The sequence below is a fragment of the Colwellia sp. PAMC 20917 genome (genome assembly GCF_001767295.1).
GTDB lineage: Bacteria > Pseudomonadota > Gammaproteobacteria > Enterobacterales > Alteromonadaceae > Colwellia_A.
In genome coordinates this window covers 1,455,915-1,481,072 of sequence record NZ_CP014944.1, presented here as the reverse complement: position 1 = coordinate 1,481,072, position 25,158 = coordinate 1,455,915, and the positions used below count along the sequence as shown (strand labels likewise).

The window sequence follows — 25,158 nt, the reverse complement described above, 5'->3', positions numbered from 1 at the left end:
GTTAATCAGTTCGAATAGAAAAAGGTTTTAGATAATGTTGAAGATAATTCGTAGGGTCATAAATTAATGAAGTGGGTTGTTAAATTAAGTTTATTGTTAAGTAGTTTTATTACCTGTGTAAGTTTGGCGAGTGTTTATAATCTCCCTGCCGCCAATTCAAGGTTAGTGGGCGAAGATATTACCCATAAGGCAGTAAAAGGCGATTACTTTCAAGCTTTAGCTGAAAATTATAATGTAGGTTTTTTTGCCTTACTGGCCGCTAACCCCGGTGTTGATCCTTTTTTATTGGCTCTTGATGATAATATTGTGATTCCTAAACAGATGCTTCTACCCTTTGGTAAACGTGAAGGTATTGTCATTAATCTAGCTGAGTTACGCTTGTACTACTACCCAAAAGGAGAGAAATTAGTTTACGTTTTCCCTGTGGGTATTGGTAGAGAAGGACTAGAAACACCGCATTTAACCAGTACTATTGGCGACAAACGTAAAAACCCAAGTTGGCGTCCAACAGCAGAGATGCGCGCGCGTTATTTTGCCGAACATGGTAAAGAGATGGTAAGAGAAGTCCCCGCAGGACCCAATAATCCCTTTGGTAAATATGCATTACGTATTGGCACAAGTGAATACCTACTTCATGGCTCCAATAAGCGCTTTGGTATCGGTATGCGAGCAAGCTCTGGCTGTATTCGTATGTACGATGATGACATCGAATGGTTATATAATAATATTCCCATAGGCACACCTATTCGCATATTCGAACAGCCCATTAAAATGTCTTATGAACAGGATGGCAAAAAGATAGAAGTACATCGTCCATTAACGCCTGATGATGGCGCCGAAGTTAAATTAGAGATGACAAAAGCAGTAAAACATTTTATCGGTAATGATGCTCAAATGTTAAAGAAAGTGAGTTCACTACTAGCAAATCCAGAAGGTGTAGTCGTATCATTAAATTGAGATTAAGTGATATTGTCAATTAGCATGAAATCAAACTCCGTTAGGATGACCTCAAACTCTGTCAGAATGAACTCAAACTTCGTCAGTATGAACCAAACTCCGTAATCCTGAACTTGTTTCAGGATCTCATCCCTAACAACTAAAAGCCCAGATACTGAAATAAATTCAGCATGACGGGAATGGAAGCTGAAACAAGTTTAGTGTGAACTCAAACCCCATCAGCATGAACGCAAACACCATCAGCATAAACCAAACCCCATCAGCGTGAACCCAACCGCCGTCATCCTGAACTTGTTTCAGGATCTCGTCCCTAACAACCCAAAGCCCAGATACTGAAATAAATTCAGCATGACGAGAATGGATACTTAAATAAATGCAGTATGACGAGAGTGGACACTGAAATAAATTCAGTATGAACCTAAAGCCCCATCAGAATGAAGCCAAATAATTTCAGAATGAAGCCAACCGCCGTCATCCTGAACTCGTTTCAGGATCTCGTCCCTAACAACTCAAAGCCCAGATACTGAAATAAATTCAGCATGACGGGAGTGGATACTGAAAGAAATTCAGCATCAACGCAACACCCATCAGCATGAACGCAAACTCCGTCAGCATGACCCCAAACTCCGTCATCCTGAACTCGTTTCAGGATCTCGTCCTTAATAACCCAAAGCCCAGATACTGAAATAAATTCAGCATGACGGGAATGGATACTGAAACAAGTTCAGTATGAACCTAAACCCCCATCAGAATGAAGCCAAACACCATCAGCGTGAACTCAAACTCCATCAGCATGAACCCAACCGCCGTCATCCTGAACTCGTTTCAGGATCTCGTCCCTAACAACCCAAAGCCCAGATACTGAAATAAATTTAGCATGACGGGAATGGAAGCTGAAACAAGTTCAGCATTAACGCAGTCCCTATTATCATGAACCCAAACCCCATCAGCGTGAACCCAAACCCCATCAGCGTGAACCCAAACCCCATCAGCGTGAACCCAAACTCCATCAGCGTGAACCCAAACCCCATCAGCGTGAACCCAAACCCCATCAGCGTGAACCCAAACCCCATCAGCGTGAACCCAAACTCCATCAGGATGAACTCAAACTCCATCAGAATGAACCCAACCGCCGTCATCCTGAACTTGTTTCAGGATCTCGTACCTAACAACCCAAAGCCCAGATACTGAAATAAATTCAGCATGATGGGAATGGAAGCTGAAACAAGTTCAGCATTAACGTAGCCCCTATTATCATGAACCCAAACGCCGTCATCCTGAACTCGTTTCAGGATCTCGTCCCTAACAACCCAAAGCCCAGATACTGAAATAAATTCAGCATGACGAGAGTGGAAACTGAAATAAATTCAGTGTGTACTCAAACTCCATCAGAATGAACCCAAACGCCGTCATCCTGAACTCGTTTCAGGATCTCGTCCTTAACAACCCAAAGCCCAGATACTGAAATAAATTCAGCATGACGGGAATGGATACTGAAATAAATTCAGTATGTACTCAAACCCCATCAGCGTGAACTCAAATTCTGTTAGGATGAACTCAAACTCCGCAGAATGAACTAAAACGCCGTCATCCTGAACTTGTTTCAGGATCTCGTCTTTAACAACCCAAAGCCCAGATACTGAAATAAATGCAGCATGACGAGAATGAATACTGAAATAAATGCAGCATGACGAGAATGGATACTGAAATAAATGCAGTATGTACTCAAACCCCATCAGCGTGAACTCAACCACCGTTAGAATGAACCCAACAGTCGTCATCCTGAACTCGTTTCAGGATCTCGTCCTTAACAACCCAAAGCCCAGATACTGAAATAAATTCAGCATGACGAGAATGGGTACTGAAATAAATTCAGCATGACGAGAGTGGAAGCTGAAACTGAAACAAGTTCAGCATGACGAGAATGGAAACAGAAATAAATTCAGTATGACAAAAGTTTTTTCATTTCATTATCATCGGGGCTGTAATAGGTTTTGTTACACGGTCAAATGATGGGTCGTTAATGTGGCAATAAAAAAACGAGACTTATTAAGTCTCGTTTTTTATTGTTTACGCTAAATACTCAGAAAAATTAATGAAGAATACGTGCGCGTATTGTGCCGTCAATTTGTTTTAATTCACGTAATGCTAGTACGCTATCTTGTGCTTCGATATCAATAACTACATAACCAATTTGATCATCTGTTTGTAAGTACTGTGCGGCAATATTAATATTGTGCTTAGCAAATGCTTGGTTAATTTGGGTTAACACACCCGGTTGGTTAAGGTGTATATGTAATAAGCGGCTTGTTCCCGTATGACCAGGCAAAGAAACTTCAGGGAAGTTTACTGCCGAAAGTGTTGAGCCGTTATCAGAGTATTTTGCCATTTTGCTGGCAACTTCTAAGCCGATATTCGACTGGGCTTCTTTAGTACTTCCACCAATATGTGGTGTCAAAATAACGTTGTCGAATGCGCGTAATGGTGAAATAAACTCTTCATCATTACCTTTAGGTTCAACAGGGAAAACATCGATTGCTGCGCCAGCGACTTTTTTACTTTTAAGCGCTTCAGCTAATGCATCAATATCAACGACAGTACCACGAGAAGCATTAATAAAAATAACACCGTCTTTCATGAGTGCAAATTCTTTTGCTGCCATCATGTTTTGAGTTTGAACCGTTTCAGGTACGTGTAAGCTAACTACATCAGCTTCTTTTAATAAAACTTTTAAACTTGATGCTTGGCTCGCATTACCTAACGGAAGTTTGGTTTCGATATCATAAAAGCGTACTCGCATACCTAAGGTTTCAGCTAAAATGCCTAATTGCATGCCAATATGGCCGTAACCAATAATACCTAAGGTTTTGCCACGAGCTTCTACCGAGCCAGCCGCAGATTTATTCCATTCACCGCGATGAGCTTTTGCACTTTTTTCAGGAATACCACGTAATAATAATAAGGTTTCACCTAATACTAGTTCGGCAACCGATCGTGTATTTGAAAACGGGGCATTAAAGACTGGAATGCCACGTTTTTGTGCCGCTTTAATTTCAACTTGGTTAGTACCAATACAGAAACAACCAATAGCCGCGAGTTTTTTAGCATGGCTTAGTACATGGTCAGTTAACTGAGTACGAGAACGAATACCAATAAAGTGAACATTAGCAATTTTTTTGATCAAATCTTCTTCAGCAAGCGATGTACTAATACATTCAATATTGCTGTAGCCTTTCATTTTTAACTCTTCAACAGCGCTCGGGTGGACACCTTCAAGTAATAAAATCTTAATTTTTTCTTTTGCTAATGAATTATTGCTCATTTTCTAATATCTCATGTAGGACTATAGTGGTCATTGCCTTAACCAAATATAAAGTGTTTAGATGGCTAGATTTCTAAACTAGCATATAGTGTATAAACTCTAAAGATTTATTTTATGAGTTTCGCGCCATCTTGAGTGCCTAAAATTAAAACATCAGCGCCACGTAGTGCAAATAAACCATTAGTAACAACACCTACAATGGCATTAATATCGCTTTCAAGTTTTTTAGGATCAAGTATCTCTAAGTTATGCACATCGAGAATCACACAACCGTTATCGGTAATTACGCCTTGGCGATAAACCGGGTCACCACCTAACTTAACAAGTTCACGCGCTACATAGCTTCGTGCCATCGGAATAACTTCTACCGGTAAAGGAAATTTTCCTAGCATTTTTACTTGTTTACTTTCATCGGCAATACAGACAAATGTTTTTGCTACAGCCGCGACAATTTTCTCTCGGGTTAGTGCAGCACCACCACCTTTTATCATCGACAGATATTCAGTAATTTCATCGGCGCCATCAACATAAACATCAACGCTACCGACATTATTCAATTCAAACACTTCGATACCATGGGCTTTCAATCTTTGAGTCGACGCTTCAGAGCTAGAAACGGCACCTTCAATATCGTCTTTGATTGTTGCTAGGGCGTCAATAAAGTGATTAACAGTAGACCCTGTGCCTACGCCAACGATGGTATCGTTTTTAATAAATTCGAGTGCTTTAAAGGCTGCTGCCTTCTTCATTTCATCTTGTGTCATGTGAATCCTAATTAGCGAGGGGAAATTAGGGAGAAGTATATCAGCAGATGATTAAATATCGAAGTTATAGCTGGTGGTTGGAGTGATAATTTTAGGCAGTGGAATATCCCAACTTTCAAAGGGGATCGTGTTAACTTTTTGGCAATCGTGAGCTAAGCCAACTGGTAAGGGTTTAGCGTGTTTGTTTTGTTGATATTGAGCATGCCAGGCCGAAAGTGTTCGGTCATAAAAACCACCGCCCATGCCTAAGCGATTACCATATCGGTCAAAGGCGACTAAGGGGGTAAAAATAATATCAAGCTGAGCGACCGTTATTATATCTTGAACGTTAAGCTTAGGCTCTAAAATACCATATTTGTTTTTGACGAGAATAGACGTCTCAGCATATTTTAAAAAGAGTAAATTATTCTTACTAAAAGGATGTATTACCGGTAAATATACGGTGATGTTATTTTGCCAGCACCAATCAATAAAAGGCTGAGTATTTAACTCGCCATCATTGGCTAAATAAATAGCGATGTGTTTAACGCCTTTGACTACTTTTTCTTTAATGAGTCTTTTCGATAATAAAAGTGATTGTTCTGCTTGCTGGTCAGCGTTTAATAAACTGCGTTGATAGCGAATTTCTTGGCGAAGAACATCTCTTGTTTTCATGATATTTAACCCCTTATAAAATAAGTCTAACGACAACAAGTAAGTTACAGTAAAAATGAGCTATAAAAAAGCCAACAATAAATGTTGGCTTTTCAAAATCACTTTAACGATGACTAACAGTTAATTAAGCGTTAGTCGTTGCCGTTGAACCATTTGTGTTAGTTGTAGATGCTTCTGAATCATCAGGCAAATTTTCCCAAAATCTAGATTTGAAACCAACCAGTAAAATAATGATACCAATACCAATACTGAATAAGCTCACTTGGATGTAAAGAGAAGGAATTTGCGCGACGTTATTTGGATCATAGTTACCCGCTAACAAACCAGAAATAATATTACCGATTGAATAGGTTAATACAAAAACACCCATCATTTGTCCAGCGAAACGCTTAGGAGATAATTTACTTACGGCACTTAATGCTACAGGGCTTAAACAAAGCTCACCAACTGTATGTAGGAAGTAAGTTGCTACTAACCAATAAGGGGCAACTTTCATTCCTGAAGCAGCGTATTGTGCAGCAAAAAACATCACGATAAAACCACTGGCCATAATAATTAAACCAAAAGCACATTTTATACCGTAAGAAGGGCTGACCATTCTTTTTCCTAAATTAATCCATAGAGCGGCAAAAAAAGGTGAGAGTAAAACGATAAAGAACGAGTTAGTCATTTGGAACCAACCCGTAGGTATTTCAAATGATCCCACTATACGGTCAGTATAATCACGCGCAAATAAGTTGAGTGAAGAACCCGCTTGTTCAAAGCCAGACCAAAAACAAGCTGAGGCAATACAAATAAGTAATAACGCCCAAAGCTTTTTCTTCTCATTAGGTGTTATTGAGCTACCAAAATAAATAACTGCGTAATAAATAACAAATATTAGAGAAAATGCTACAGCAACATATTGGGCAACAGTAACAGGTTTAATGGTTAACATGCCCTGAAATACAGCAACCGTTACCAGTGCAATAACCGCTAAAACGACACCAATAACTGTCCAGCTTGTTTTTTGTGCTTTAACTGATAATGGGTATACAGGCTTTTCTCCTATACCGTTAAGCTTAGGGGTAGTAATTTTGTATTGAATTAAACCTAATGCCATACCAATAGCAGCGGCGCCAAACGCCCAATGCCAACCAACATTCTCCATTAAGTAGCCACAAACTGCATAGCCAATAACTGAACCTAAATTGATGCCCATATAATAAATGGCATAACCACTATCACGGCGAACATCTTCATCTGAGTATAATTGACCCACCATAGCGCCAATATTCGGCTTTAATAAACCCGTACCTAAAATGACGACAATTAAACCAATAAAAAAGGTGGTGTCATTAGGAATAGCTAAGATGATATGGCCAATCATAATAATGATTGCGCCGTACCAAACTGCTTTTTGACCGCCAATTAATCGGTCAGCTATCCAACCGCCAGGTAAGCCCATAAAATAGACACTACCGGTATATAAACCATATATAGCAGCTGCAGAAGCGACGGTTAAACCTAAGCCTCCTTCTTGTAAAGTAGCGGTCATAAATAATACAAGTAGCATACGCATGCCGTAATAACTCATGCGCTCCCACATTTCTGTAACAAACAGCGTTTGTAACCCTGCCGGATGGCCAAAAAAAGAACCTGAATCAGGTTTGCTCATAAAAAATTCCTCTAAGATAAGTGTAAATTACAGATAAATATTATTATTTTAATTCGCTAAAAACATTTTAAAATATTGAAATAAGTTCTTTGCGCTGTAATTATTGTCAAATTTATTTGCGAAAGTCAGCGTGTGTTATACCTGTGCTTGCCATGAAAGGCAATAGTTTGGCACCGAGATTTGATTAAGCAGATGTAATGTTTTAGTTACTTTTGATACTTTTAGAAAGAAAAATAATAAACAGACTCTCCAAAATTAATTATTTGACACCATAAAAGGTAAGCAAGTTACTTTATTCAATAGCTTGTTACTGATAAACTCCAAACGTTAATTTTAGAACTTATTTAGTCGATATATTTGGCCATTATTAATTTTTATGGTTTATAAGTATTGAGCTAATGTTATACCTCGCATTTATAGGAAATTTATTGCCCCAATGATGAACATTACTCGCTATCTTATAGCAACCTTTTTACTTTTTGCGCTTTCTTTAAATTTACATGCCCAGCAAGTGTCTGCTCAGCAAATTGAACAATTTAAAAAGTTACCTAAATCTCAACAACAAGCATTAGCCAAAAGTATGGGCGTCGATTTAAATGCTATTGAGGCTCAGTTATCAGGAAGTAATACACAAAACGCTCCTATTAATACACAGGTAATGCCACGCGATATAAATAGCCTGAACAATGAAAACCTTAAAGCCAAAGATGCCGAAGAAACAGAGAAAGCTGAAGCCATTTTTAAGACCTTGCCACGGTTTGGTTTAGATGTCTTTGCAAATTCGCCAACAACATTCTCACCGGTTATGGATATTGCCATTCCAGAAGGGTATATCTTAGGTACAGGAGACTCAGTTTCAATACAGGTTTTCGGTAAAGAAAATCGTGAAATGCAATTAACGGTGACACGTGAAGGTGAGTTGGTTTTTCCTAACCTGGGCCCCATTAGCGTTGCGGGATTAACATTTTCAGAATTAAAGACTTTTGTTGTTAATAAAATTCAACAAAAAATTATCGGTGTTAATGTGGTGGTTAGCTTAGCCGAATTACGCTCTATGCGTATATTTGTTTTAGGTGAAGCATATAAACCCGGCCCCTATACGTTAAGTTCATTATCTTCAGTTACCCATGCCATTTTTGCTGCAGGTGGTGTCAGTGATATTGGCTCATTAAGAAATATTCAAGTAAAACGTTCAGGAAAGCTAATTCAACAAGTCGATCTATATGACTTATTAATTGAAGGTGATTCATCAAGTGATATTTTGTTGCAATCAGGCGATGTGGTTTTTATTCCCCCTCAAGGCAAGTCTGTGTCAATTGCCGGCGAAGTTAGACGTCCTGCTATTTATGAATTGAGCCAATCAGACGACTTTTCTAATGTCATTAAAATGGCTGGCGGACTTTTACCCGCGGCTTACCCAAAATCTACCATCGTAGAGCGTTATAACAAAAGCGATTTACGCAGTATCCTAAATATTGATTTATCTGATAAAACCCAAAAAACTGAAAAAGTTCAAGCGGGCGATTTTATTAGAGTGTTAAAAAGCTCAGACTTATATGTCGATTCAATTACTTTAATAGGCGCTGTAGCGCGTCCAGGTAAATACCAGTTGCAACAAAATATGTTGTTATCCGATGTTATTACCAATGCTGACGCTCACCTATTACCTTACGCCGATTTAAATTACGGCATTGTCGTTAGAGAAATTGATAGTGCCCGTAATATTGAAATATTACAGTTTAATTTAGCCAATGTTTTTGCTGATAAAAATTCTAAGAGCAATATTCAACTCAGCAGTAATGATAAAATTATCATTTTTTCTAAAGCCTTTAAGTTTTCTGAAGAGCAATTCTTATTAGACGAGCTCGCCTACACTCAAGAAGAGCTATTAGCGAAAGAAAGAAATTTAGCGATTGAAACGAGTAAGAAAAAAGAGTTTTGGGAAACCCATGAGCAAAATGATGTTATGGCTGAGACCAAAGATGAAAAAATTTATACCTCTATCGATAATATTGACAGTGGAGCAGAGCATGAAAATGTCACTATTCGTGAAATGGCATTGTTTTCTCGCCAACGTTTACTGGTACCTATTGTTAACAAGCTTCGATACCAAGCAGGAGCCGGTGAAGCGGTAAAGTTAATTGAAATTGATGGTGAAGTTAAATTTCCAGGGGTTTATCCATTAGGGAAAGGGGCTCGGGTAATCGATTTAATTTTAGCCGCCGGCGGCGTAAAAGAGTCAGCTTATTTATCAAGGGCTGAGTTAACACGTAATGAAATGAGTGGTATTAACTCTGTAAAAACCTCTAAAAATATTCATTTAGTGAATGCCCTCAATAATATTGATGAAGATAATATTTTGCTAAAAAGTAAAGATCGCCTTAACATTCACCGTATCCCTTCATGGAGTGAAAACCATGTTATAGAGTTGCGCGGCGAAGTGCTTTTTCCGGGTAAATACACAGTTCGTCGTGGAGACAGCTTATCAAGTATTATTCTTAAAGCGGGAGGCTTAACCGCTTTTGCAGATCCCAATGGCTCTGTTTTTTCAAGAACAAAGTTAAAACAACTTGAAAGACAAAACTTAATGAAAGTAAGTGCCGACTTACGTATTGAAATGGCAACTAAGTCTTTATCAAGCAACAGTGGGGTAACTTCATATAGTGAAATTCAATCGTTATTAGCAGACCTCTCTAAGGTAGAGCCGCTAGGGCGTTTAGTTATTAATTTACCGCAAGTTATAGCCAAAAATGATTATGATATTGCGATAGAGGGCGGCGATGTACTGTACATCCCCACTCAGAATCGTTCAATTAATGTCATGGGGCAAGTGCAAGTAAATAGCTCACACATGTTTGACTCATCAAGCAGTGTCGAAGATTATATAACGCAAAGCGGTGGCTTAAAAAAACGTGCTGATGATGAGAGAATTTATATTATTTCATCAAACGGTAGTATCCAAATGTTTGAAGAAAGCAATTGGTTTAGCGGCGGTGCTGACTCAGCTTTAAAACCGGGTGATTCAATTGTTGTACCACTTGATTCAGAGTACATGAACAATTTAACCTTGTGGACAACAGCGACAACCATTATGTATAACACAGCGGTTGCCATAGCGGCAATTAGTGGACTTTAATACTTGTTTTATAAAAATTAAAAATAGATAATTTTTAACAAAAAAAATAAGTAAAGTCCGATCTTTATCGGACTTTACATTGTTGAATAAAACCCAAACATAGACCAGTTCAGCAAATAAGAACAACCCACCATCATAGTAGCACTGTAAACCGTAATCCTAATTGCGTAACTGTTATCCAAACACAACAACCGTAAGCCAGACGCAACAACCGTAAGCCTGACACAACCACGTTCAGCCTGACACCACAACCGTCATCCTGAACACCACCCCGTCATCCTGAACTCGTTTCAGGATCTGTACTTAGAACCAAAACCCAGATACTGAAATAAATTCAGCATGACGAAAAAAGAACTACGTAATTCTACCTGTGTGCCCCCGTCAGCCAGACACCTCCACCATGATCCTGAACACGTTTCAGGATCTGTACTGAGAACCAAAACCCAGATACTGAAATAAATTCAGCATGACGAAAAAAGAACTACGTAATTCTACCTGTGTGCCCCGTCAGCCAGACACCAACACCGTAATCCTGAACACCACCCCCGTCATCCTGAACTCGTTTCAGGATCTGTACTTAGAACCAAAACCCAGATACTGAAATGAATTCAGCATGACGACAAAAGAACTACGTAATTCTACCTGTGTGCCCCGTCAGCCAGACACCTCCACCGTCATCCTGAACACAACCCCGTCATCCTGAACACAACCCCGTCATCCTGAACTCGTTTCAGGATCTGTACTTAGAACGCAAAAAACACAAATACCAAAACAGTATTTTTAATTTCATATGAGAAACCTGACAAAACAATAAAGCTCAACTACAATATTAATAACATGTAAAAATAATGTTAACAAAAGGAGTTGGTATGAATACATTAGTTTATATTTATATATTACAGTCGGTGGATGGTAGCTACCACACTGGCTGCTGTGATGAACTTGGCATTGTGTTAGCGAAATACGATAAATATAACCAACTTCTTTTAGGTACTGAAATAACGCCCCCTGTCAAACTTGTCCACCAGCAGAAATTTAAAACTGAACAAGAAGCAAGATTGATAGAAAATGAAATTAGAAGGTGGTCTAAAAAACAAAAACAATTTCTTATCAACAATGATTGGCCTGAAATATCTAAATTAGCGAAAAAATTTATTTACTAACAGGGTCGTCAATATGAAACAGCCTCATATTTATATAATGACAAATATAAAAAACACGACACTATACATAGGTGTAACAAGTCAGTTAGTTCAAAGGGTCTATCAACATAAATCTAAACTGACATTAGGCTTCACCAATAAATATAACCTGAATAAATTAGTATATTTTGAATCATTTGAAACTATGTACGAGGCGATAACAAGAGAAAAGCAACTCAAAAACTGGCGAAGGGCCTGGAAGAAAAATTTAATAGAACAAATAAACCCTAATTGGTTAGATCTGAGCAAAGATTTCTAAGCCAAACCCCACCACTGTCATCCAGACCAAGCCACCGTCAACCAGTCCCAGACTCCGTCAGCCAGCCCCAAACACCATCAGCCAAACCCCACCACCGTCATCCTGAACTCGTTTCAGGATCTGGGCTTACTCAACCAACCCAGATACTGAAATAAATTCAGCATGACGACAAAAGGGCAACATAACTCTACGTATGCACCCCGTCAAAAGGAAACAAACACTGTTAATAGACACGATCACAAGCCACCGTCAGACAGCCACGACCTCCGTCATCCTGAACTCGTTTCAGGATCTGTACTTACCCAACAAACCCCAGATACTGAAATAAATTCAGCATGACGAAAAAAGGGCTCCGTAACTCTACGTGTGTATCGCGACAACCAAACACAACCACCGTGACCAGACAAAGCCACCGTCAGCCAGCCCCAAACACCATCAGCCAAACCCCACCACCGTCATCCTGAACTCGTTTCAGGATCTGGGCTTACTCAACCAACCCAGATACTGAAATAAATTCAGCATGACGACAAAAGGGCAACATAACTCTACGTATGCACCCCGTCAAACAGAAACAAACACTGTCAATAGACACGACCACAAGCCACCGTCAGCCAGCCACCACCGTCATCCTGAACTCGTTTCAGGATCTGTACTTACCCAACAAACCCCAGATACTGAAATAAATTCAGCATGACGACCAGGGCGAACCCGTCTAAACCAGATACTGAAATAAATTCAGCATGACGCCAAAAGGGCAACGTAACTCTACGTCTCTACACAGTCAAACAGACCGAACTGCCGTCAACAGACACGACCACCATAAGCTAGACCAAGCCACCATAAGCTAGACCAAGCCACCATCAGCCAGCCCACACCACCGTCATCCTGAACTCGTTTCAGGATCTGGGCTTACCCAACAAACCCCAGATACTGAAATAAATTCAGCATGACGACCAGGGCGAACCCGTCTAAACCAGATACTGAAACAAATTCATCATGACGACAAACAGCAACATGCCCAAACCAGATATTGACATAAATCCAATACCACAAGGACATAACTCCGTTACTCCAAAATTTTACTTTTTTCTGACTAGACAATAGTTAATAACTTGCGTATTATTCTGCGCAATACAGCTTTAACTATCTAAGCCCATACGTTCATATATTGAAATGTATATATCGTTTAGATGAAAGCATGCAATTATATTTGTCTGCTGACTATTCCGGCATTAAGATGGCCATAATAATAAAGCGAGAACTGTACGCATTGTTAAGATGTTATTTATAATAAACATCAAAAATTTCAAAACAACACGGCAGTTGACTCACTTAGCGAAGGATTGAATAGACTTACACGATGTTAAAATACTCTAAAAAACTAGTTGTCTCATTGTCATTATTGATGCTGAGTAGTTGTAGTATGATCCCTGGCAGTCATATGGAAGGGGTTGATGTTGAACCTGAAAATTCTACGTTAGCGCAAGACTTGTCGAATGTTAGTATTTCGGTGATCGATTCAGCGCTTATCTCTGAATTAAAAGACAATCAACAAGCCTTCACTAAAGCCAAAAAATACAATCCGATGTCACTCGAAGGTTATGATTATGTGCTGGGTATTGGTGATGTGTTATCTATTGGCGTATGGGACCATCCCGAACTTACTATTCCGGCAGCTGTTCAAAGAACTGCTGCATTTGACGGTTTTAGAATTCAAGCTGATGGCACAATTACCTACGCTTATGCCGCGAATGTACCTGCTGCCGGTAAAACCATTAGACAATTACACGCGATATTAGTAGAAAAACTAAGCCGAGTTATTGAAAAACCACAACTAGATATAAAAGTAGTCGGTTTTAATAGCCAAAGAGCTTATGTTACTGGCGAAGTAAACAAGCCAGGCGTATACCCAGTTACCGAAATCCCACTAACGTTAATCGACGCAATTAACCAAGCTGGCGGTTTAAGTGAAAGAGCCGATTGGCGCACAGTCACTTTTACACGAAACAATCAAACCGAAATCATTAAGCTAGACGACTTTTATACCAAAGGTGATATCAGTCAAAACCGTTTACTAAAACACGGTGATATCCTTCATGTAAATCGCACAGACAATCAAAAAGTATTTGTTCTTGGTGATGTAAACAAAGCCGGTAGCATTGAAATTAATCGTTATGGCTTAAGCCTTGCTGAAGCGTTAAGTGACGTAGGCGGTTTAAACGAAAAAACAGCAAATGCTAATGGTGTTTTTGTTTTACGTAAACGCCCAGACAACCAAGAAGGCATCATTGCTGATGTTTATCAATTACATGCACAAAATGTAATTGCACTGGTATTAGCCGATCAATTTAAATTACAGCCTCGAGATATCGTTTACGTTACCACAGCACCTATTGCGCGTTGGAATCGTTTAATCAGCCAACTTGTACCAACTATTTCTGCACTTGAAAATATATCAACGGTTAAAAATCAAGGTGTTATTTTCTAATGGCGATGTTTAATAATATTTTAGTGGTGTGTGCGGGTAATATTTGTCGAAGCCCTACGGGTGAATATTTACTTAAAGATAAGCTAAAAGACAAAGGCGATAGCCATATAAAAGTTTCTTCAGCAGGACTAACCGCATTAGTGGGTAATAGCGCAGAAGCAACGGCAACGAGTATTGCTTTAAGTAATAATATTGATATGAGCGGCCATAAAGGCAGACAACTCAATTCAACATTAATTACAGCAAATGATTTGATTTTAGTGATGGAAGAACGTCACTTAACCGATTTGTTAGGTAAATATCCACAGGCCAGAGGAAAAACCTTCTTGTTAGGTAAATGGATCGATAATACTGAGATTCCTGATCCTTATCGCCAAAGTCATGAAGCGTTTGATCATGTTTATCAATTAGTTGATAAAGCCTGTTCTGCTTGGACCAAATACCTTTAAACTAGCGTTTTAATTTACCCTTAAACAAAAAGTTTAAATTCAGAATTATTTATTAAAAAGTACACTTAATATGTCAATTAATGAAAATATAGCTCAGCCTACAATTAAAAATCAGCAAAGCAATAATGCACCAGCGAACGAAATTGACTTAATGTCACTCTTTGGCGCGTTAGTCGATCGTAAGTTTTTTATCTGTATTATCACAGTTATCTTTATGCTGGTGGGTGTTGCTGTCGCCATTTTTTCAACGCCTATCTATCAAGCAATGGCAATGATTCAAGTAGAAGAAAGTGGTGGTTCAGTACCAGGGTTAGATGACATGGCCGGCATGTTTGAAAGTAGTTCTAAATCAATAACAGAAATTGAATTATTAAAGTCACGCTCTGTTATCGGCGAAGCCGTTGATGCGTTGAAACTAGATATTGTTGCCAAGCCAAAATTATTCCCAGTAATTGGTGGTCGCAGTTTTAGAAAATTCAACCCGACAAAAACAGGCAAGGTAGCACCAGCCCGTTTTGGTGCAGTAAGTTACGCTTGGGGTGGTGAAAAAATTGATGTATTCCGCTTTGATGTACCTAAGTACGCTATCAATCGTGGGTATATAGTTCAAGCTGGCGAAAATAATACCTATAAACTTTTATCAGCAAATGAAGAAGTGATTTTACAAGGTAAAGTAGGCGAAGAACTCACTAATGGCATTTTCAGTATTACCCTTAAATCTTTAACGGCAAGAGCAGGGACTGAATTTACTGTTATCCGTAAAGATCGTTTAAATACCATCGTTGATTTACAGGCAGCCATTGGTGCCAGCGAAAAAGGTAAAGACTCAGGTATTGTTAATTTAAGCTTGCAACATGAAACGCCTGCTTACGCTGAAAATGTATTAAACAAAGCAGCTGAAATATATGTACGTAGAAATGTCGATAGAAACTCAGCAGAAGCTAAAAAATCACTCGACTTTTTAGAAGTACAATTACCTGAAATTAAAAAGCAATTAGAAGTGTCAGAAGCCTTATTTAACGACTATCAAATAAACCAAAAATCAGTCAATATCACCCTCGAAACTCAAGGGGTATTAGAGCAAATAGTTGAGCTAGATACTAAGTTACAAGAACTTGACCTCAACCGTCTTGCTATGTCTAGAAAGTTCAAACGTACCCATCCTAATTACCAAGGCATTGTGGAACAAATTGATGCCGTACAAAAACAACGTGATGGCTTAGCACAAAAAATAGCTAACCTACCTGAAATGCAACAAAAGCTCTTAGGCCTAACCCGTGATGTTGAAGTAGGTAACGAAATCTACATGATGCTGCTAGGTAAAGTGCAAGAGTTAGATATTGTGCGTGCCGGTACTGTAGGTAATGTGCGTATAATTGATGTAGCTGAAGTGAATACTACCAAGCCAGTAAAACCTAAAAAATCATTAATTGTGGTTATGGCTACTATGCTAGGCGGTATGTTGGCAATAGCCATAGTACTTATACAAAAAGCACTGCATAAAGGCGTTGAAGACCCAAGTGAAATAGAAGCGATTGGCATGCCAGTATATGCCAGTGTGCCTTTTTCTGCCTATCAAGATAAATTGTCAGATTTAATTAGTGGTAAGAAAAGAAAAAAGCAGGCAGGAAAAAAGGTATTAGCCGTAGATAACCCAGCAGATTTATCTATAGAGGCATTACGTAGCCTACGTACCAGTCTACACTTTGCCATGATGGAAGCTAAGAATAATGTTATTGCTATCTCTGGACCTTCTCCAGGTGTCGGTAAATCTTTCATCTCAACAAACTTAGGGGTAGTACTCGCGCAAAGTGGCCAAAAAGTGCTGTTGATAGATGCAGATATGCGTAAAGGCTATATCCATAAGCATTTTGGCTTTGCATGGAAAAACGGTTTGTCTGAATATTTATCAGGCCAACAAACGCTAGGGCAGGTCACTAAATCGACTGATGTAGTAGGTTTTGACATTATTACACGGGGTCAAGTACCACCTAACCCGTCTGAATTATTGATGCATGCCAATTTTAGTAAATTAATCGCAGAGATAAAAACTAAGTACGACATTATCATTATTGATACACCTCCTATTTTAGCGGTCACGGATCCAGCCATTGTTGGTGGCCATGCTGGAAGCATGCTACTTGTTACGCGCTTTGGTCAAAATGGCATTAAAGAAATAGATTACGCTCGCCAACGTTTTGAACAAAACGGTATCGATGTGAAAGGTGTGGTATTTAATGGCGTTCTTAAAAAAGCCAGTAACGCCTACGGCTATTATGGATACGCTAATTACGAATATAAATCTGATAAGTAATCCATAGGCGCGAGTTTGGCTATACCGTCATTCCCGAGTTGTCTTGTTGGGAATCCATGAGCTCTGTAGGCGGGAATTTATTCGTGCAATTACTAATAAATAAAAATTAGCGATAAATACAAACCATAAATTATCCGACACTAATATGCGGACCTATTGGCGTAGCTAGAGAGTTTTAGGCTTAAGTCCTTATAACTAATCGGATTTAAAGGAATAAATATGAATTACGAACATAAGATAGTGTCTCAATAACGACAGTTTTTGTCTCAGGCATAAAATAAACAAGAGTTTTGATGTTGAATTAATTCAACATCAAGCAATATGTATTACGCACTAAACAGTATAGTAGAAGTGATTTAAATGACTAAAAAACGTATTCTTACCGTATTCGGTACGCGTCCTGAAGCAATCAAAATGGCACCATTAGTTCATGCATTAGCAAATGATGATCGCTTTGAAGCGAAGGTTTGCGTTACAGCACAGCATCGTGAAATGCTAGATCAAGTATTGGAGCTATTCGAAATAACACCAGAATACGATTTAAATTTAATGAAAGCAGGTCAAACGTTACCTGAAGTCAGCAGCCGTATACTGCTTAATTTAACACCCGTATTAAAAGAATTTAAACCTGATGTTGTACTAGTGCATGGTGACACTGCCACAACGTTTGCTGCAACGCTTGCTGCATATTACGAACAAATAGCAGTGGGTCATGTTGAAGCAGGTCTTAGAACAGGCAATATTTATTCGCCTTGGCCGGAAGAAGGTAATAGAAAACTCACAGGATCATTAACAACGTTTCACTTTGCGCCGACAGCAACATCAGAGCAAAACTTATTAAATGAAAATGTTGATGCCAGTAATATTCATGTGACAGGTAATACGGTTATAGATGCGTTATTACTCGTTAAAGAACAAATTGAAAATGACAATGACTTAAGTAGTACCTTAACTTCACAATTCCCAATGCTTGATGAAAATAAAAAACTAATTTTAGTAACGGGTCATCGCCGTGAAAGTTTTGGTGGAGGTTTTGAACGTATTTGTGAAGCATTAGCCATAACAGCTAAAGCACACCCTGATTGTCAAATTCTATATCCAGTTCACTTAAATCCTAATGTTCAAGAACCAGTAAATAGAATTCTGAAAGGTGTAGATAATGTGCATTTAATTGAACCACAGCAATATTTACCTTTTGTCTACCTGATGAATCATTCTCATATTATCCTAACAGACTCGGGCGGTATTCAAGAAGAAGCACCTAGCCTTGGCAAACCAGTATTAGTGATGCGTGATACCACTGAACGGCCTGAAGCCGTTGCATCAGGAACGGTTAAATTAGTTGGCACAAATGTAGCTAAGATCACCGCAGAATTGAACACATTACTTACTGATAGTGATGCATATAATGCGATGAGCTTTGCTCATAACCCCTATGGTGATGGTAAAGCATGTCAGCGTATTTGCGATATTTTAGCCAAGTAGGCGGGAATTTATCCGCGCAGTTAAGTGAAGTATGTTGTAGGCGGGAATTCATTCGCGCTCTGTAGATAGTAAATCACACGATAATAAAATTAATTGGAAATAAATAAAGTGTCTTTTAAAACAATTTCAGTCGTTGGCCTAGGTTATATAGGCCTCCCAACCGCAGCGATGTTCGCATCACGTAAAATTAAAGTCATTGGTGTAGATGTAAATCAACATGCAGTTGATACCATTAATCGTGGTGAAATACACATTGTAGAACCAGAATTAGATATGTTGGTCCATGCAGCAGTGACTGAAGGATATTTAAAGGCTACGACTACTCCAGAAGCAGCGGATGCTTTTTTAATTGCGGTACCAACGCCTTTTAAAAGCTCTTTAAATAAAAAAAGCGACTCAGGAATTCCTGAACCTGACTTGAGTTATATCAAATCAGCGGCAAAAGCTATAGCGACCGTATTGAAGAAAGGCGACTTGGTCATTCTAGAATCGACCTCACCTGTTGGCGCCACAGAGCAGATGGCTGAATGGCTTGCTGAAGCGAGAAGTGACTTAAGTTTCCCACAACACTCTGGTGAAAACGCCGATGTGAATGTTGCTCATTGCCCTGAACGCGTTCTCCCTGGGCACGTTGTACGTGAACTCGTTGAAAATGACCGGGTAATCGGTGGAATGACAACTAAGTGTTCTGAACGTGCAATTGAGTTGTATAAAACCTTCGTAGAAGGTGAGTGCGTAACAACCAATGCTCGTACAGCTGAGATGGCAAAGTTAACTGAAAACTCATGCCGTGATGTACAAATTGCCTTTGCCAATGAATTGTCAATCATTTGTGACAAGTTAGATATAAATGTATGGGAACTTATTTCTTTAGCAAATAGGCACCCTCGTATTAATATATTGCAACCAGGACCAGGCGTTGGTGGGCATTGTATTGCCGTAGATCCTTGGTTTATTGTTTCAAAAACACCAGAAGAAGCTCAATTAATACACACGGCTCGTAAAGTAAATGACGCTAAGCCACTTTGGGTAATTGATAAAGTAAAAATAGCTATAGCAGACTTTTTACAAGCTAATCCGAATAAAACGGCAAAGGATATTACTATTGCTTGTTATGGTTTAGCTTTTAAACCTGATATTGATGATTTACGTGAAAGCCCTGCAATGTTTATCACTGAAAAAATTGCTGTAATGCATTCAGGACTAGTCGTCGCTGTTGAACCAAATATACACCACTTACCCTTAACACTCCGAGGTGTAGAATTGGTAAGTTTTGAAGTGGCATCTACAAGATCTGATATTCAATTAATGCTAGTGGATCATAAAGAATTTAAAGAAATAGAAATATATACTGGTATTGTTATTGATACAAAAGGTATTTGGAGATAATGATGAATACAATATTACCTTTAATTGGCCGTACTGAAGAATTGTTTAGTGGTGATATTAAAAACCACGAAACGATGTTAGAAACGATAGTGTCAGAATCTAGCTTCCTAGTTTTAGGGGGCGCGGGCTCTATTGGTCAAGCTGTCACTAAAGAAATTTTCAAGCGTAATCCTAAAAAAATTCATGTTGTCGATATAAGTGAAAACAACATGGTTGAGCTAGTACGTGATATTCGTAGCTCATTTGGTTACATCAAAGGTGATTTTCAAACATTTGCTTTGGATATTGGATCAATTGAATATGATGCATTTATAAAAGCGGATGGAAAGTATGATTATGTACTTAACCTGTCAGCATTAAAGCATGTTCGTAGTGAAAAGGATCCTTATACATTAATGCGCATGATCGATGTTAATGTTTTTAACACCGAAAAAACCATGAAACAATCTGCCGAAAAGGGCAGCAAAAAATATTTCTGTGTTTCTACTGACAAAGCTGCAAATCCCGTTAATATGATGGGGGCTTCTAAGCGTATTATGGAAATGTTTTTAATGCGCCGCAGCGCGGATATTGCTATATCAACAGCACGTTTTGCGAATGTAGCCTTTTCTGATGGTTCATTGTTGCATGGCTTTAACCAGCGCATCCAAAAACGCCAGCCTATAGTTGCTCCTCGTGATATAAAACGCTACTTTGTTACACCTCAAGAGTCTGGTGAGCTTTGTTTGATGTCGTGTATCTTTGGTGAAAACCGCGATATATTTTTTCCAAAATTAAGTGAGGCCCTTCACTTAATTACCTTCGCTGATATTGCCGTTAAATATTTAGACAATCTAGGTTATGAACCTTACTTATGTACAACAGAAGATGAAGCTAGAGAATTAGCACATTCATTACCGCAACAAGGTAAATGGCCTTGTTTGTTTACCGACAGTGATACTACGGGAGAAAAAGATTTTGAAGAATTTTTTACTGATAATGAAACCCTTGATATGAATCGCTTTGAAAACTTAGGCGTGATAAAAAATGAAGCTTTATTTGATCCTGAATTAGTGACAGAATTTGAACAAACAATTAGCAAACTAAAGAAAGCACAAGCTTGGACTAAGAATGAAATTGTCGAATTATTCTTTAAGATGATCCCCGCGTTTGGTCATAAAGAAACAGGCAAATATCTCGATAGTAAAATGTAGTTGGAATTGACATGCATAATAAGTTAGTAAAATTCGTTCAAGATACTTATCAAACCAAAGAGTTTATTCCTCTTCATGCGCCTACTTTTGCAGGTAATGAAAAAGAGTATGTGAATAATACTATCGAGAGCACCTTTGTCTCTAGTGTTGGTAAATATGTTGATCAGTTCGAACAGCAAATTGAAGCCTTTACGGGTACAGCAAAAGCAATTGCAACAGTAAACGGTACGGCAGCATTGCATACCGCATTGTATATGGCAGGTGTAAAATCAGGTGATCTTGTTATTACTCAGGCATTAACTTTTGTTGCCACCTGTAATGCGTTATATCATATGGGCGCAGAGCCGGTATTTGTAGATGTATCGAAGATAAGTTTAGGTTTATGCCCTAAAGCGTTAGAGTGTTACCTCGAAGATAATGCCTTTATTAATAATGATGGTTTCAGTCAGCATAACGTTACTCAACAGGTATTTCGTGCGGTAGTCCCTATGCATACTTTTGGTCATCCTGTGGAGCTTGAGGAACTAATGGCTGTTTGTGTTAAGTGGAATTTAAAGTTAGTAGAAGATGCTGCTGAAAGTTTAGGTTCTTTTTATAAAGGGCAGCACACAGGCACTTTTGGTTCTTTCAGTGCAGTTAGCTTTAATGGTAATAAAGTTATTACCACCGGTGGTGGCGGTATGGTTTTATGTAAAAATTATGAAGAAGGTATGCATACTAAGCATGTAACCACTACAGCCAAAGTACCTCACCCTTACGAATTTTTTCATGATGAAGCTGGTTTTAATTATCGCCTGCCGAACTTAAACGCTGCATTGGGCTGTGCTCAAATGGAAGTATTACCTAAATTTATTCAACAAAAGCGAGCATTGGCGCAGCAATATAATAATTTTTTTGCCGATTCGGAATTTACCTTTATAACCGAACCTGATTATGCTAAATCAAATTATTGGTTAAATGCAATTATTTGCCCAAATAGTGAAACACGTGAAACCTTTATTAAAGAAACTAATGCACAAGGGGTGATGACTCGTCCAATATGGAAATTAATGCATCGATTGCCAATGTTTCAAAACGCTAAACGAGGAGCTTTACCCATTTCTGAATGGCTCGAATCGACTTTAGTCAATATTCCTAGTTCACCAGTAAATAATGGACAATAGTATGCGAAAAATAGCAGTCTTCACCGGAACTCGAGCAGAATACGGTTTATTATATTGGATAATTAAGTCACTAAATGAATCGGAGAATGTTGATCTGCAATTGTTTGTCGGTGGTATGCATATGTCACCTGAATTTGGTTATACAGTAAAACAAATAGAGGCTGATGGTTTTCCAATAGTGGAGAGGATGGAGTTTTTACTATCATCGGACTCCCCTGTAGGTATTTCAAAATCAATGGGGTTAGCACTAATTAACGCTGCAGAAGCTATAGAAAGACAAAAGCCAGACCTTATTGTTCTTCTAGGAGATCGGTTCGAATCGATGGCAATAGCACAAGCGGCAATGATAGCATGTGTTCCTGTCGCGCATATCCACGGCGGAGAGACTACTGAAGGCTTAATAGATGAAGCGGTTCGTCATTCTATTACTAAAATGTCTCATCTACACTTTGCAGCAACAGCGCAATATCAAAAAAGAATAATGCAACTTGGAGAACAACCCGAAAGAGTCTTTAATTTTGGTGCTCCGGGTATAGATAGTATTGTAAAACTGAAATTAATTGAATTAGATGAGTTACCGTCAGCAATTGACTTCGAATTAAATAAACCCTACATCATGGTGACATACCACCCTGTAACATTAGAAAGTGATGGAGCATCTAGTTCACTAATAAATTTATTAAAAGTTTTAGACGAATATCCTGAACATCAATTAATAATAACGTATCCCAACGCTGATACTAACGGGCGTAAACTGATAAAAATACTCGATGATTACAAAACATTGAATCAGAGTCGAGTTTTATTAGTGCAATCACTAGGGCAACTTCGCTACCTAAGTTTAATGAAATATTGTGAGGTTGTTATAGGTAATTCATCGAGTGGCTTAATTGAAACCCCATCTTTTAAAGTCCCCACGGTAAACATTGGCAATCGTCAAAAAGGCCGTATCGGTGGTGATACGGTATTAAGTTGCGATGAATCTGTTGCTTCAATTAGGCTTGCCTTAGAAAGAGCATTGAGTCAAAAATTTAAACAGTTCTGCCAAGGTACAATAAATCCATATGGGCACGGTGATTCATCAACACGTATTGTTGAGCAATTAATTAACTATCCGTTAAATAAAATTATTAATAAAAAATTTAATGATTTAGAGGATATCTAATGAAAGTTGGTTTTATCGGTTGTGTTGAATCAAGTTTGTTAGCTTTGAATGTGCTACTTTCATTGAAACAACATGATATTGAAGTTGTTGCGGTTATTACAAAAGATAAATCAATGTTCAATGCTGATCATGTTGACTTGTCCGGTGTTTGTAAAAGTAATAGCATTCCATGCCATTTTGAAGAGAATAAAAATAAACATGCAAGTATTGACTTTATGCTTATTTATCAACCAGATGTTATATATTGTTTTGGTTGGAGCTACCTTCTCGAAAATGAATTTATTGATATGCCACCTAAAGGTATTATTGGCTTTCATCCAGCTAAACTACCAGAAAATCGGGGGCGGCACCCTATAATTTGGGCATTAGCGTTAGGTTTAGAGGTTACCGCATCAACATTTTTTCAAATGGAAGAAGGAGCTGATACGGGGCCGATATTGAGCCAAGTAGATATAGATATTGACCAGAGGGATAACGCAAAGGCTTTATATAATAAAATTCTAGATGCAATGGAATTGCAAATAAAAGATTTTACTTTAGCGTTAGCTGATGGAACAGCTCAGTTCACATGCCAAGATCATAGTAAAGCAACAAATTGGCGTAAGAGAACAAGAAAAGATGGTTTAATTGATTGGAGAATGCAAGCTGTCGATATTTATAATTTAATCCGTGCGTTGGCGAAACCATATCCTGGTGCTGAATTTCAGTATCTGGATGAATTACAATCAGTGTGGGAAAGTAAAATATCAAAAGAGTTATTTTCTCGGAATATAGAACCAGGCACGGTATTAAGTACTGGGGATGCCAATATGATAGTTAAAACTGGCGGGGATACAGCGATAGAGTTATTTAACCTTGAAATGAATAAGTTACCCCAAGTAGGTGATTATCTATGAAAAAAATATTAGTTGTAGCTCCTCATGCTGATGATGAGTCTTTAGGCTGTGGTGGAACAATACTAAAGCATATTGCAAATGGCGATGAAGTTTATTGGCTCTTAGTCACAGGCATGAGTATAGAAACAGGTTTTACTGAACTGCAAATAGAAACTAGAAGAGTGGAAATTTCTAAAGTAATTGAAAGCTATGAGATAACTGAAACCTTTCAATTAAGACTGCCCCCAGCTAAGCTTGATAGCTTAGCCCTGGGAGATGTTATAGGCGCTATTTCTGATGTCGTTAATCAAGTAAGACCAGAAGTTGTATATACTGTATATCGTAATGATGCACATAGCGATCATGAAGTCGTATTCGATGCTGTAATGTCAGCTACTAAATCTTTTCGATATCCATTTGTGAAACGTGTTTTAGCCTATGAAACAATATCAGAAACTGATTTCTCGATGAAACCAGAAGACCCCGGATTTAAACCCAACGTATTTGTTAATATAGAAAAACATTTAGAACAAAAATTAAATATATTGAATATTTTTGAATCAGAAATGGGAGTATTTCCTTTTCCAAGAAGTCCGAAAGCAATTCGTTCATTAGCTTATCTTCGTGGTGTACAATCAAACTGTGAAGCAGCAGAATCATTTATGTTACTAAAGGAGATTAGCTAA

Annotated in this window: 20 protein-coding genes; 14 read left to right on the top strand and 6 right to left on the bottom strand. The window is 38.4% G+C overall.

Going from position 1 to position 25,158, the window contains the following annotated elements; translation table 11 throughout:
• The first annotated feature begins 66 nt into the window (after positions 1-66).
• The gene (locus A3Q34_RS06305; protein ID WP_070374589.1) at positions 67-957 is read left to right on the top strand and encodes a L,D-transpeptidase family protein; all 891 of its coding nucleotides are present in this window, start codon (positions 67-69) and stop codon (positions 955-957) included.
• 872 nt (positions 958-1,829) lie between these two features.
• Here A3Q34_RS06305 and A3Q34_RS06300 read toward each other — a convergent pair.
• The 5 genes from A3Q34_RS06300 to A3Q34_RS06275 form a co-directional block, all read right to left on the bottom strand.
• Positions 1,830-2,072 carry a hypothetical protein gene (locus A3Q34_RS06300; RefSeq protein WP_157470859.1) on the bottom strand — a complete coding sequence of 81 codons (243 nt, stop codon included), beginning with the start codon at positions 2,070-2,072 and terminating at the stop codon, positions 1,830-1,832.
• Positions 2,073-3,049: 977 nt separating this feature from the next.
• Positions 3,050-4,279 carry a phosphoglycerate dehydrogenase gene (serA, locus tag A3Q34_RS06290; protein ID WP_070374587.1) on the bottom strand — a complete coding sequence of 410 codons (1,230 nt, stop codon included), beginning with the start codon at positions 4,277-4,279 and terminating at the stop codon, positions 3,050-3,052.
• Positions 4,280-4,386: 107 nt separating this feature from the next.
• On the bottom strand, positions 4,387-5,043 hold the full coding sequence (rpiA, locus tag A3Q34_RS06285; RefSeq protein ID WP_070374586.1) for a ribose-5-phosphate isomerase RpiA: 657 nt from the start codon (positions 5,041-5,043) through the stop codon (positions 4,387-4,389).
• Positions 5,044-5,094: 51 nt separating this feature from the next.
• Positions 5,095-5,697, bottom strand: a complete 603-nt coding sequence (locus tag A3Q34_RS06280) for a 5-formyltetrahydrofolate cyclo-ligase (protein ID WP_070374585.1) — start codon at positions 5,695-5,697, stop codon at positions 5,095-5,097.
• Positions 5,698-5,821: 124 nt separating this feature from the next.
• Positions 5,822-7,354, bottom strand: coding sequence for a peptide MFS transporter (locus A3Q34_RS06275; RefSeq protein ID WP_070374584.1), 1,533 nt, complete (start codon positions 7,352-7,354; stop codon positions 5,822-5,824).
• A 436-nt stretch (positions 7,355-7,790) separates the two neighbouring features.
• On the opposite strand from A3Q34_RS06275, the gene A3Q34_RS06270 reads away from it, so the two are divergent.
• The 3 genes from A3Q34_RS06270 (at position 7,791) to A3Q34_RS06260 (ending at position 11,951) form a co-directional block, all read left to right on the top strand.
• Complete coding sequence (locus tag A3Q34_RS06270) at positions 7,791-10,490, top strand: SLBB domain-containing protein (protein WP_083277921.1); 2,700 nt, start codon at positions 7,791-7,793, stop codon at positions 10,488-10,490.
• An 869-nt stretch (positions 10,491-11,359) separates the two neighbouring features.
• Entirely contained in the window at positions 11,360-11,653 is a 294-nt protein-coding gene (locus A3Q34_RS06265) for a hypothetical protein (RefSeq protein ID WP_070374583.1), read from the top strand.
• A gap of 13 nt (positions 11,654-11,666) precedes the next feature.
• Positions 11,667-11,951, top strand: coding sequence for a GIY-YIG nuclease family protein (locus A3Q34_RS06260; protein ID WP_070374582.1), 285 nt, complete (start codon positions 11,667-11,669; stop codon positions 11,949-11,951).
• A 269-nt stretch (positions 11,952-12,220) separates the two neighbouring features.
• On the opposite strand, the gene A3Q34_RS20410 is transcribed toward A3Q34_RS06260, so the two are convergent.
• The gene (locus A3Q34_RS20410; RefSeq protein ID WP_157470856.1) at positions 12,221-12,394 is read right to left on the bottom strand and encodes a hypothetical protein; all 174 of its coding nucleotides are present in this window, start codon (positions 12,392-12,394) and stop codon (positions 12,221-12,223) included.
• Between the two features lie 917 nt (positions 12,395-13,311).
• Between A3Q34_RS20410 and A3Q34_RS06255 the strand changes: the two genes are divergently transcribed.
• From A3Q34_RS06255 to A3Q34_RS06210, 10 genes are all read left to right on the top strand, one after another.
• On the top strand, positions 13,312-14,439 hold the full coding sequence (locus tag A3Q34_RS06255; RefSeq protein WP_070374581.1) for a polysaccharide export protein: 1,128 nt from the start codon (positions 13,312-13,314) through the stop codon (positions 14,437-14,439).
• Positions 14,440-14,444: 5 nt separating this feature from the next.
• Positions 14,445-14,888 (top strand): low molecular weight protein-tyrosine-phosphatase, encoded by a 444-nt coding sequence (locus A3Q34_RS06250; RefSeq protein ID WP_070377031.1) that lies wholly within the window; start codon positions 14,445-14,447, stop codon positions 14,886-14,888.
• Positions 14,889-14,958: 70 nt separating this feature from the next.
• A complete protein-coding gene (locus A3Q34_RS06245; protein ID WP_070374580.1) occupies positions 14,959-17,202 on the top strand; it encodes a polysaccharide biosynthesis tyrosine autokinase in 2,244 nt (747 codons plus the stop codon).
• Positions 17,203-17,562: 360 nt separating this feature from the next.
• Positions 17,563-18,687, top strand: a complete 1,125-nt coding sequence (gene wecB / locus A3Q34_RS06240) for a non-hydrolyzing UDP-N-acetylglucosamine 2-epimerase (protein ID WP_070374579.1) — start codon at positions 17,563-17,565, stop codon at positions 18,685-18,687.
• Between the two features lie 108 nt (positions 18,688-18,795).
• Positions 18,796-20,076 (top strand): UDP-N-acetyl-D-mannosamine dehydrogenase, encoded by a 1,281-nt coding sequence (gene wecC, locus A3Q34_RS06235; RefSeq protein WP_070374578.1) that lies wholly within the window; start codon positions 18,796-18,798, stop codon positions 20,074-20,076.
• Positions 20,077-20,078: 2 nt separating this feature from the next.
• The gene (locus A3Q34_RS06230; RefSeq protein ID WP_070374577.1) at positions 20,079-21,269 is read left to right on the top strand and encodes a UDP-N-acetylglucosamine 4,6-dehydratase; all 1,191 of its coding nucleotides are present in this window, start codon (positions 20,079-20,081) and stop codon (positions 21,267-21,269) included.
• Between the two features lie 11 nt (positions 21,270-21,280).
• Entirely contained in the window at positions 21,281-22,432 is a 1,152-nt protein-coding gene (locus A3Q34_RS06225) for a LegC family aminotransferase (protein ID WP_070374576.1), read from the top strand.
• Position 22,433: 1 nt separating this feature from the next.
• Positions 22,434-23,597, top strand: coding sequence for a UDP-N-acetylglucosamine 2-epimerase (gene neuC / locus A3Q34_RS06220; RefSeq protein WP_083277919.1), 1,164 nt, complete (start codon positions 22,434-22,436; stop codon positions 23,595-23,597).
• Positions 23,597-24,493, top strand: a complete 897-nt coding sequence (locus tag A3Q34_RS06215) for a formyltransferase family protein (RefSeq protein WP_070374574.1) — start codon at positions 23,597-23,599, stop codon at positions 24,491-24,493. Before neuC ends, A3Q34_RS06215 begins: the two co-directional genes overlap by 1 nt.
• Entirely contained in the window at positions 24,490-25,158 is a 669-nt protein-coding gene (locus A3Q34_RS06210) for a PIG-L deacetylase family protein (RefSeq protein WP_070374573.1), read from the top strand. The genes A3Q34_RS06215 and A3Q34_RS06210 overlap by 4 nt, the downstream gene beginning before the upstream one ends.

Coding starts and splice junctions, on each gene's coding strand:
- A3Q34_RS06210 (WP_070374573.1), top strand. CDS start 24,490: ATGAAAAAAATATTAGTTGTAGCTCCTCATGCTGATGATGAGTCTTTA.
- A3Q34_RS06260 (WP_070374582.1), top strand. CDS start 11,667: ATGAAACAGCCTCATATTTATATAATGACAAATATAAAAAACACGACA.
- wecB (WP_070374579.1), top strand. CDS start 17,563: ATGACTAAAAAACGTATTCTTACCGTATTCGGTACGCGTCCTGAAGCA.
- A3Q34_RS06300 (WP_157470859.1), bottom strand. CDS start 2,072: ATGGAGTTTGAGTTCATCCTGATGGAGTTTGGGTTCACGCTGATGGGG.
- A3Q34_RS06215 (WP_070374574.1), top strand. CDS start 23,597: ATGAAAGTTGGTTTTATCGGTTGTGTTGAATCAAGTTTGTTAGCTTTG.
- serA (WP_070374587.1), bottom strand. CDS start 4,279: ATGAGCAATAATTCATTAGCAAAAGAAAAAATTAAGATTTTATTACTT.
- A3Q34_RS06225 (WP_070374576.1), top strand. CDS start 21,281: ATGCATAATAAGTTAGTAAAATTCGTTCAAGATACTTATCAAACCAAA.
- A3Q34_RS06255 (WP_070374581.1), top strand. CDS start 13,312: ATGTTAAAATACTCTAAAAAACTAGTTGTCTCATTGTCATTATTGATG.
- A3Q34_RS06280 (WP_070374585.1), bottom strand. CDS start 5,697: ATGAAAACAAGAGATGTTCTTCGCCAAGAAATTCGCTATCAACGCAGT.
- A3Q34_RS06245 (WP_070374580.1), top strand. CDS start 14,959: ATGTCAATTAATGAAAATATAGCTCAGCCTACAATTAAAAATCAGCAA.
- A3Q34_RS06305 (WP_070374589.1), top strand. CDS start 67: ATGAAGTGGGTTGTTAAATTAAGTTTATTGTTAAGTAGTTTTATTACC.
- neuC (WP_083277919.1), top strand. CDS start 22,434: ATGCGAAAAATAGCAGTCTTCACCGGAACTCGAGCAGAATACGGTTTA.
- A3Q34_RS06270 (WP_083277921.1), top strand. CDS start 7,791: ATGATGAACATTACTCGCTATCTTATAGCAACCTTTTTACTTTTTGCG.
- A3Q34_RS06275 (WP_070374584.1), bottom strand. CDS start 7,354: ATGAGCAAACCTGATTCAGGTTCTTTTTTTGGCCATCCGGCAGGGTTA.
- A3Q34_RS06230 (WP_070374577.1), top strand. CDS start 20,079: ATGAATACAATATTACCTTTAATTGGCCGTACTGAAGAATTGTTTAGT.
- rpiA (WP_070374586.1), bottom strand. CDS start 5,043: ATGACACAAGATGAAATGAAGAAGGCAGCAGCCTTTAAAGCACTCGAA.
- A3Q34_RS06250 (WP_070377031.1), top strand. CDS start 14,445: ATGTTTAATAATATTTTAGTGGTGTGTGCGGGTAATATTTGTCGAAGC.
- A3Q34_RS06265 (WP_070374583.1), top strand. CDS start 11,360: ATGAATACATTAGTTTATATTTATATATTACAGTCGGTGGATGGTAGC.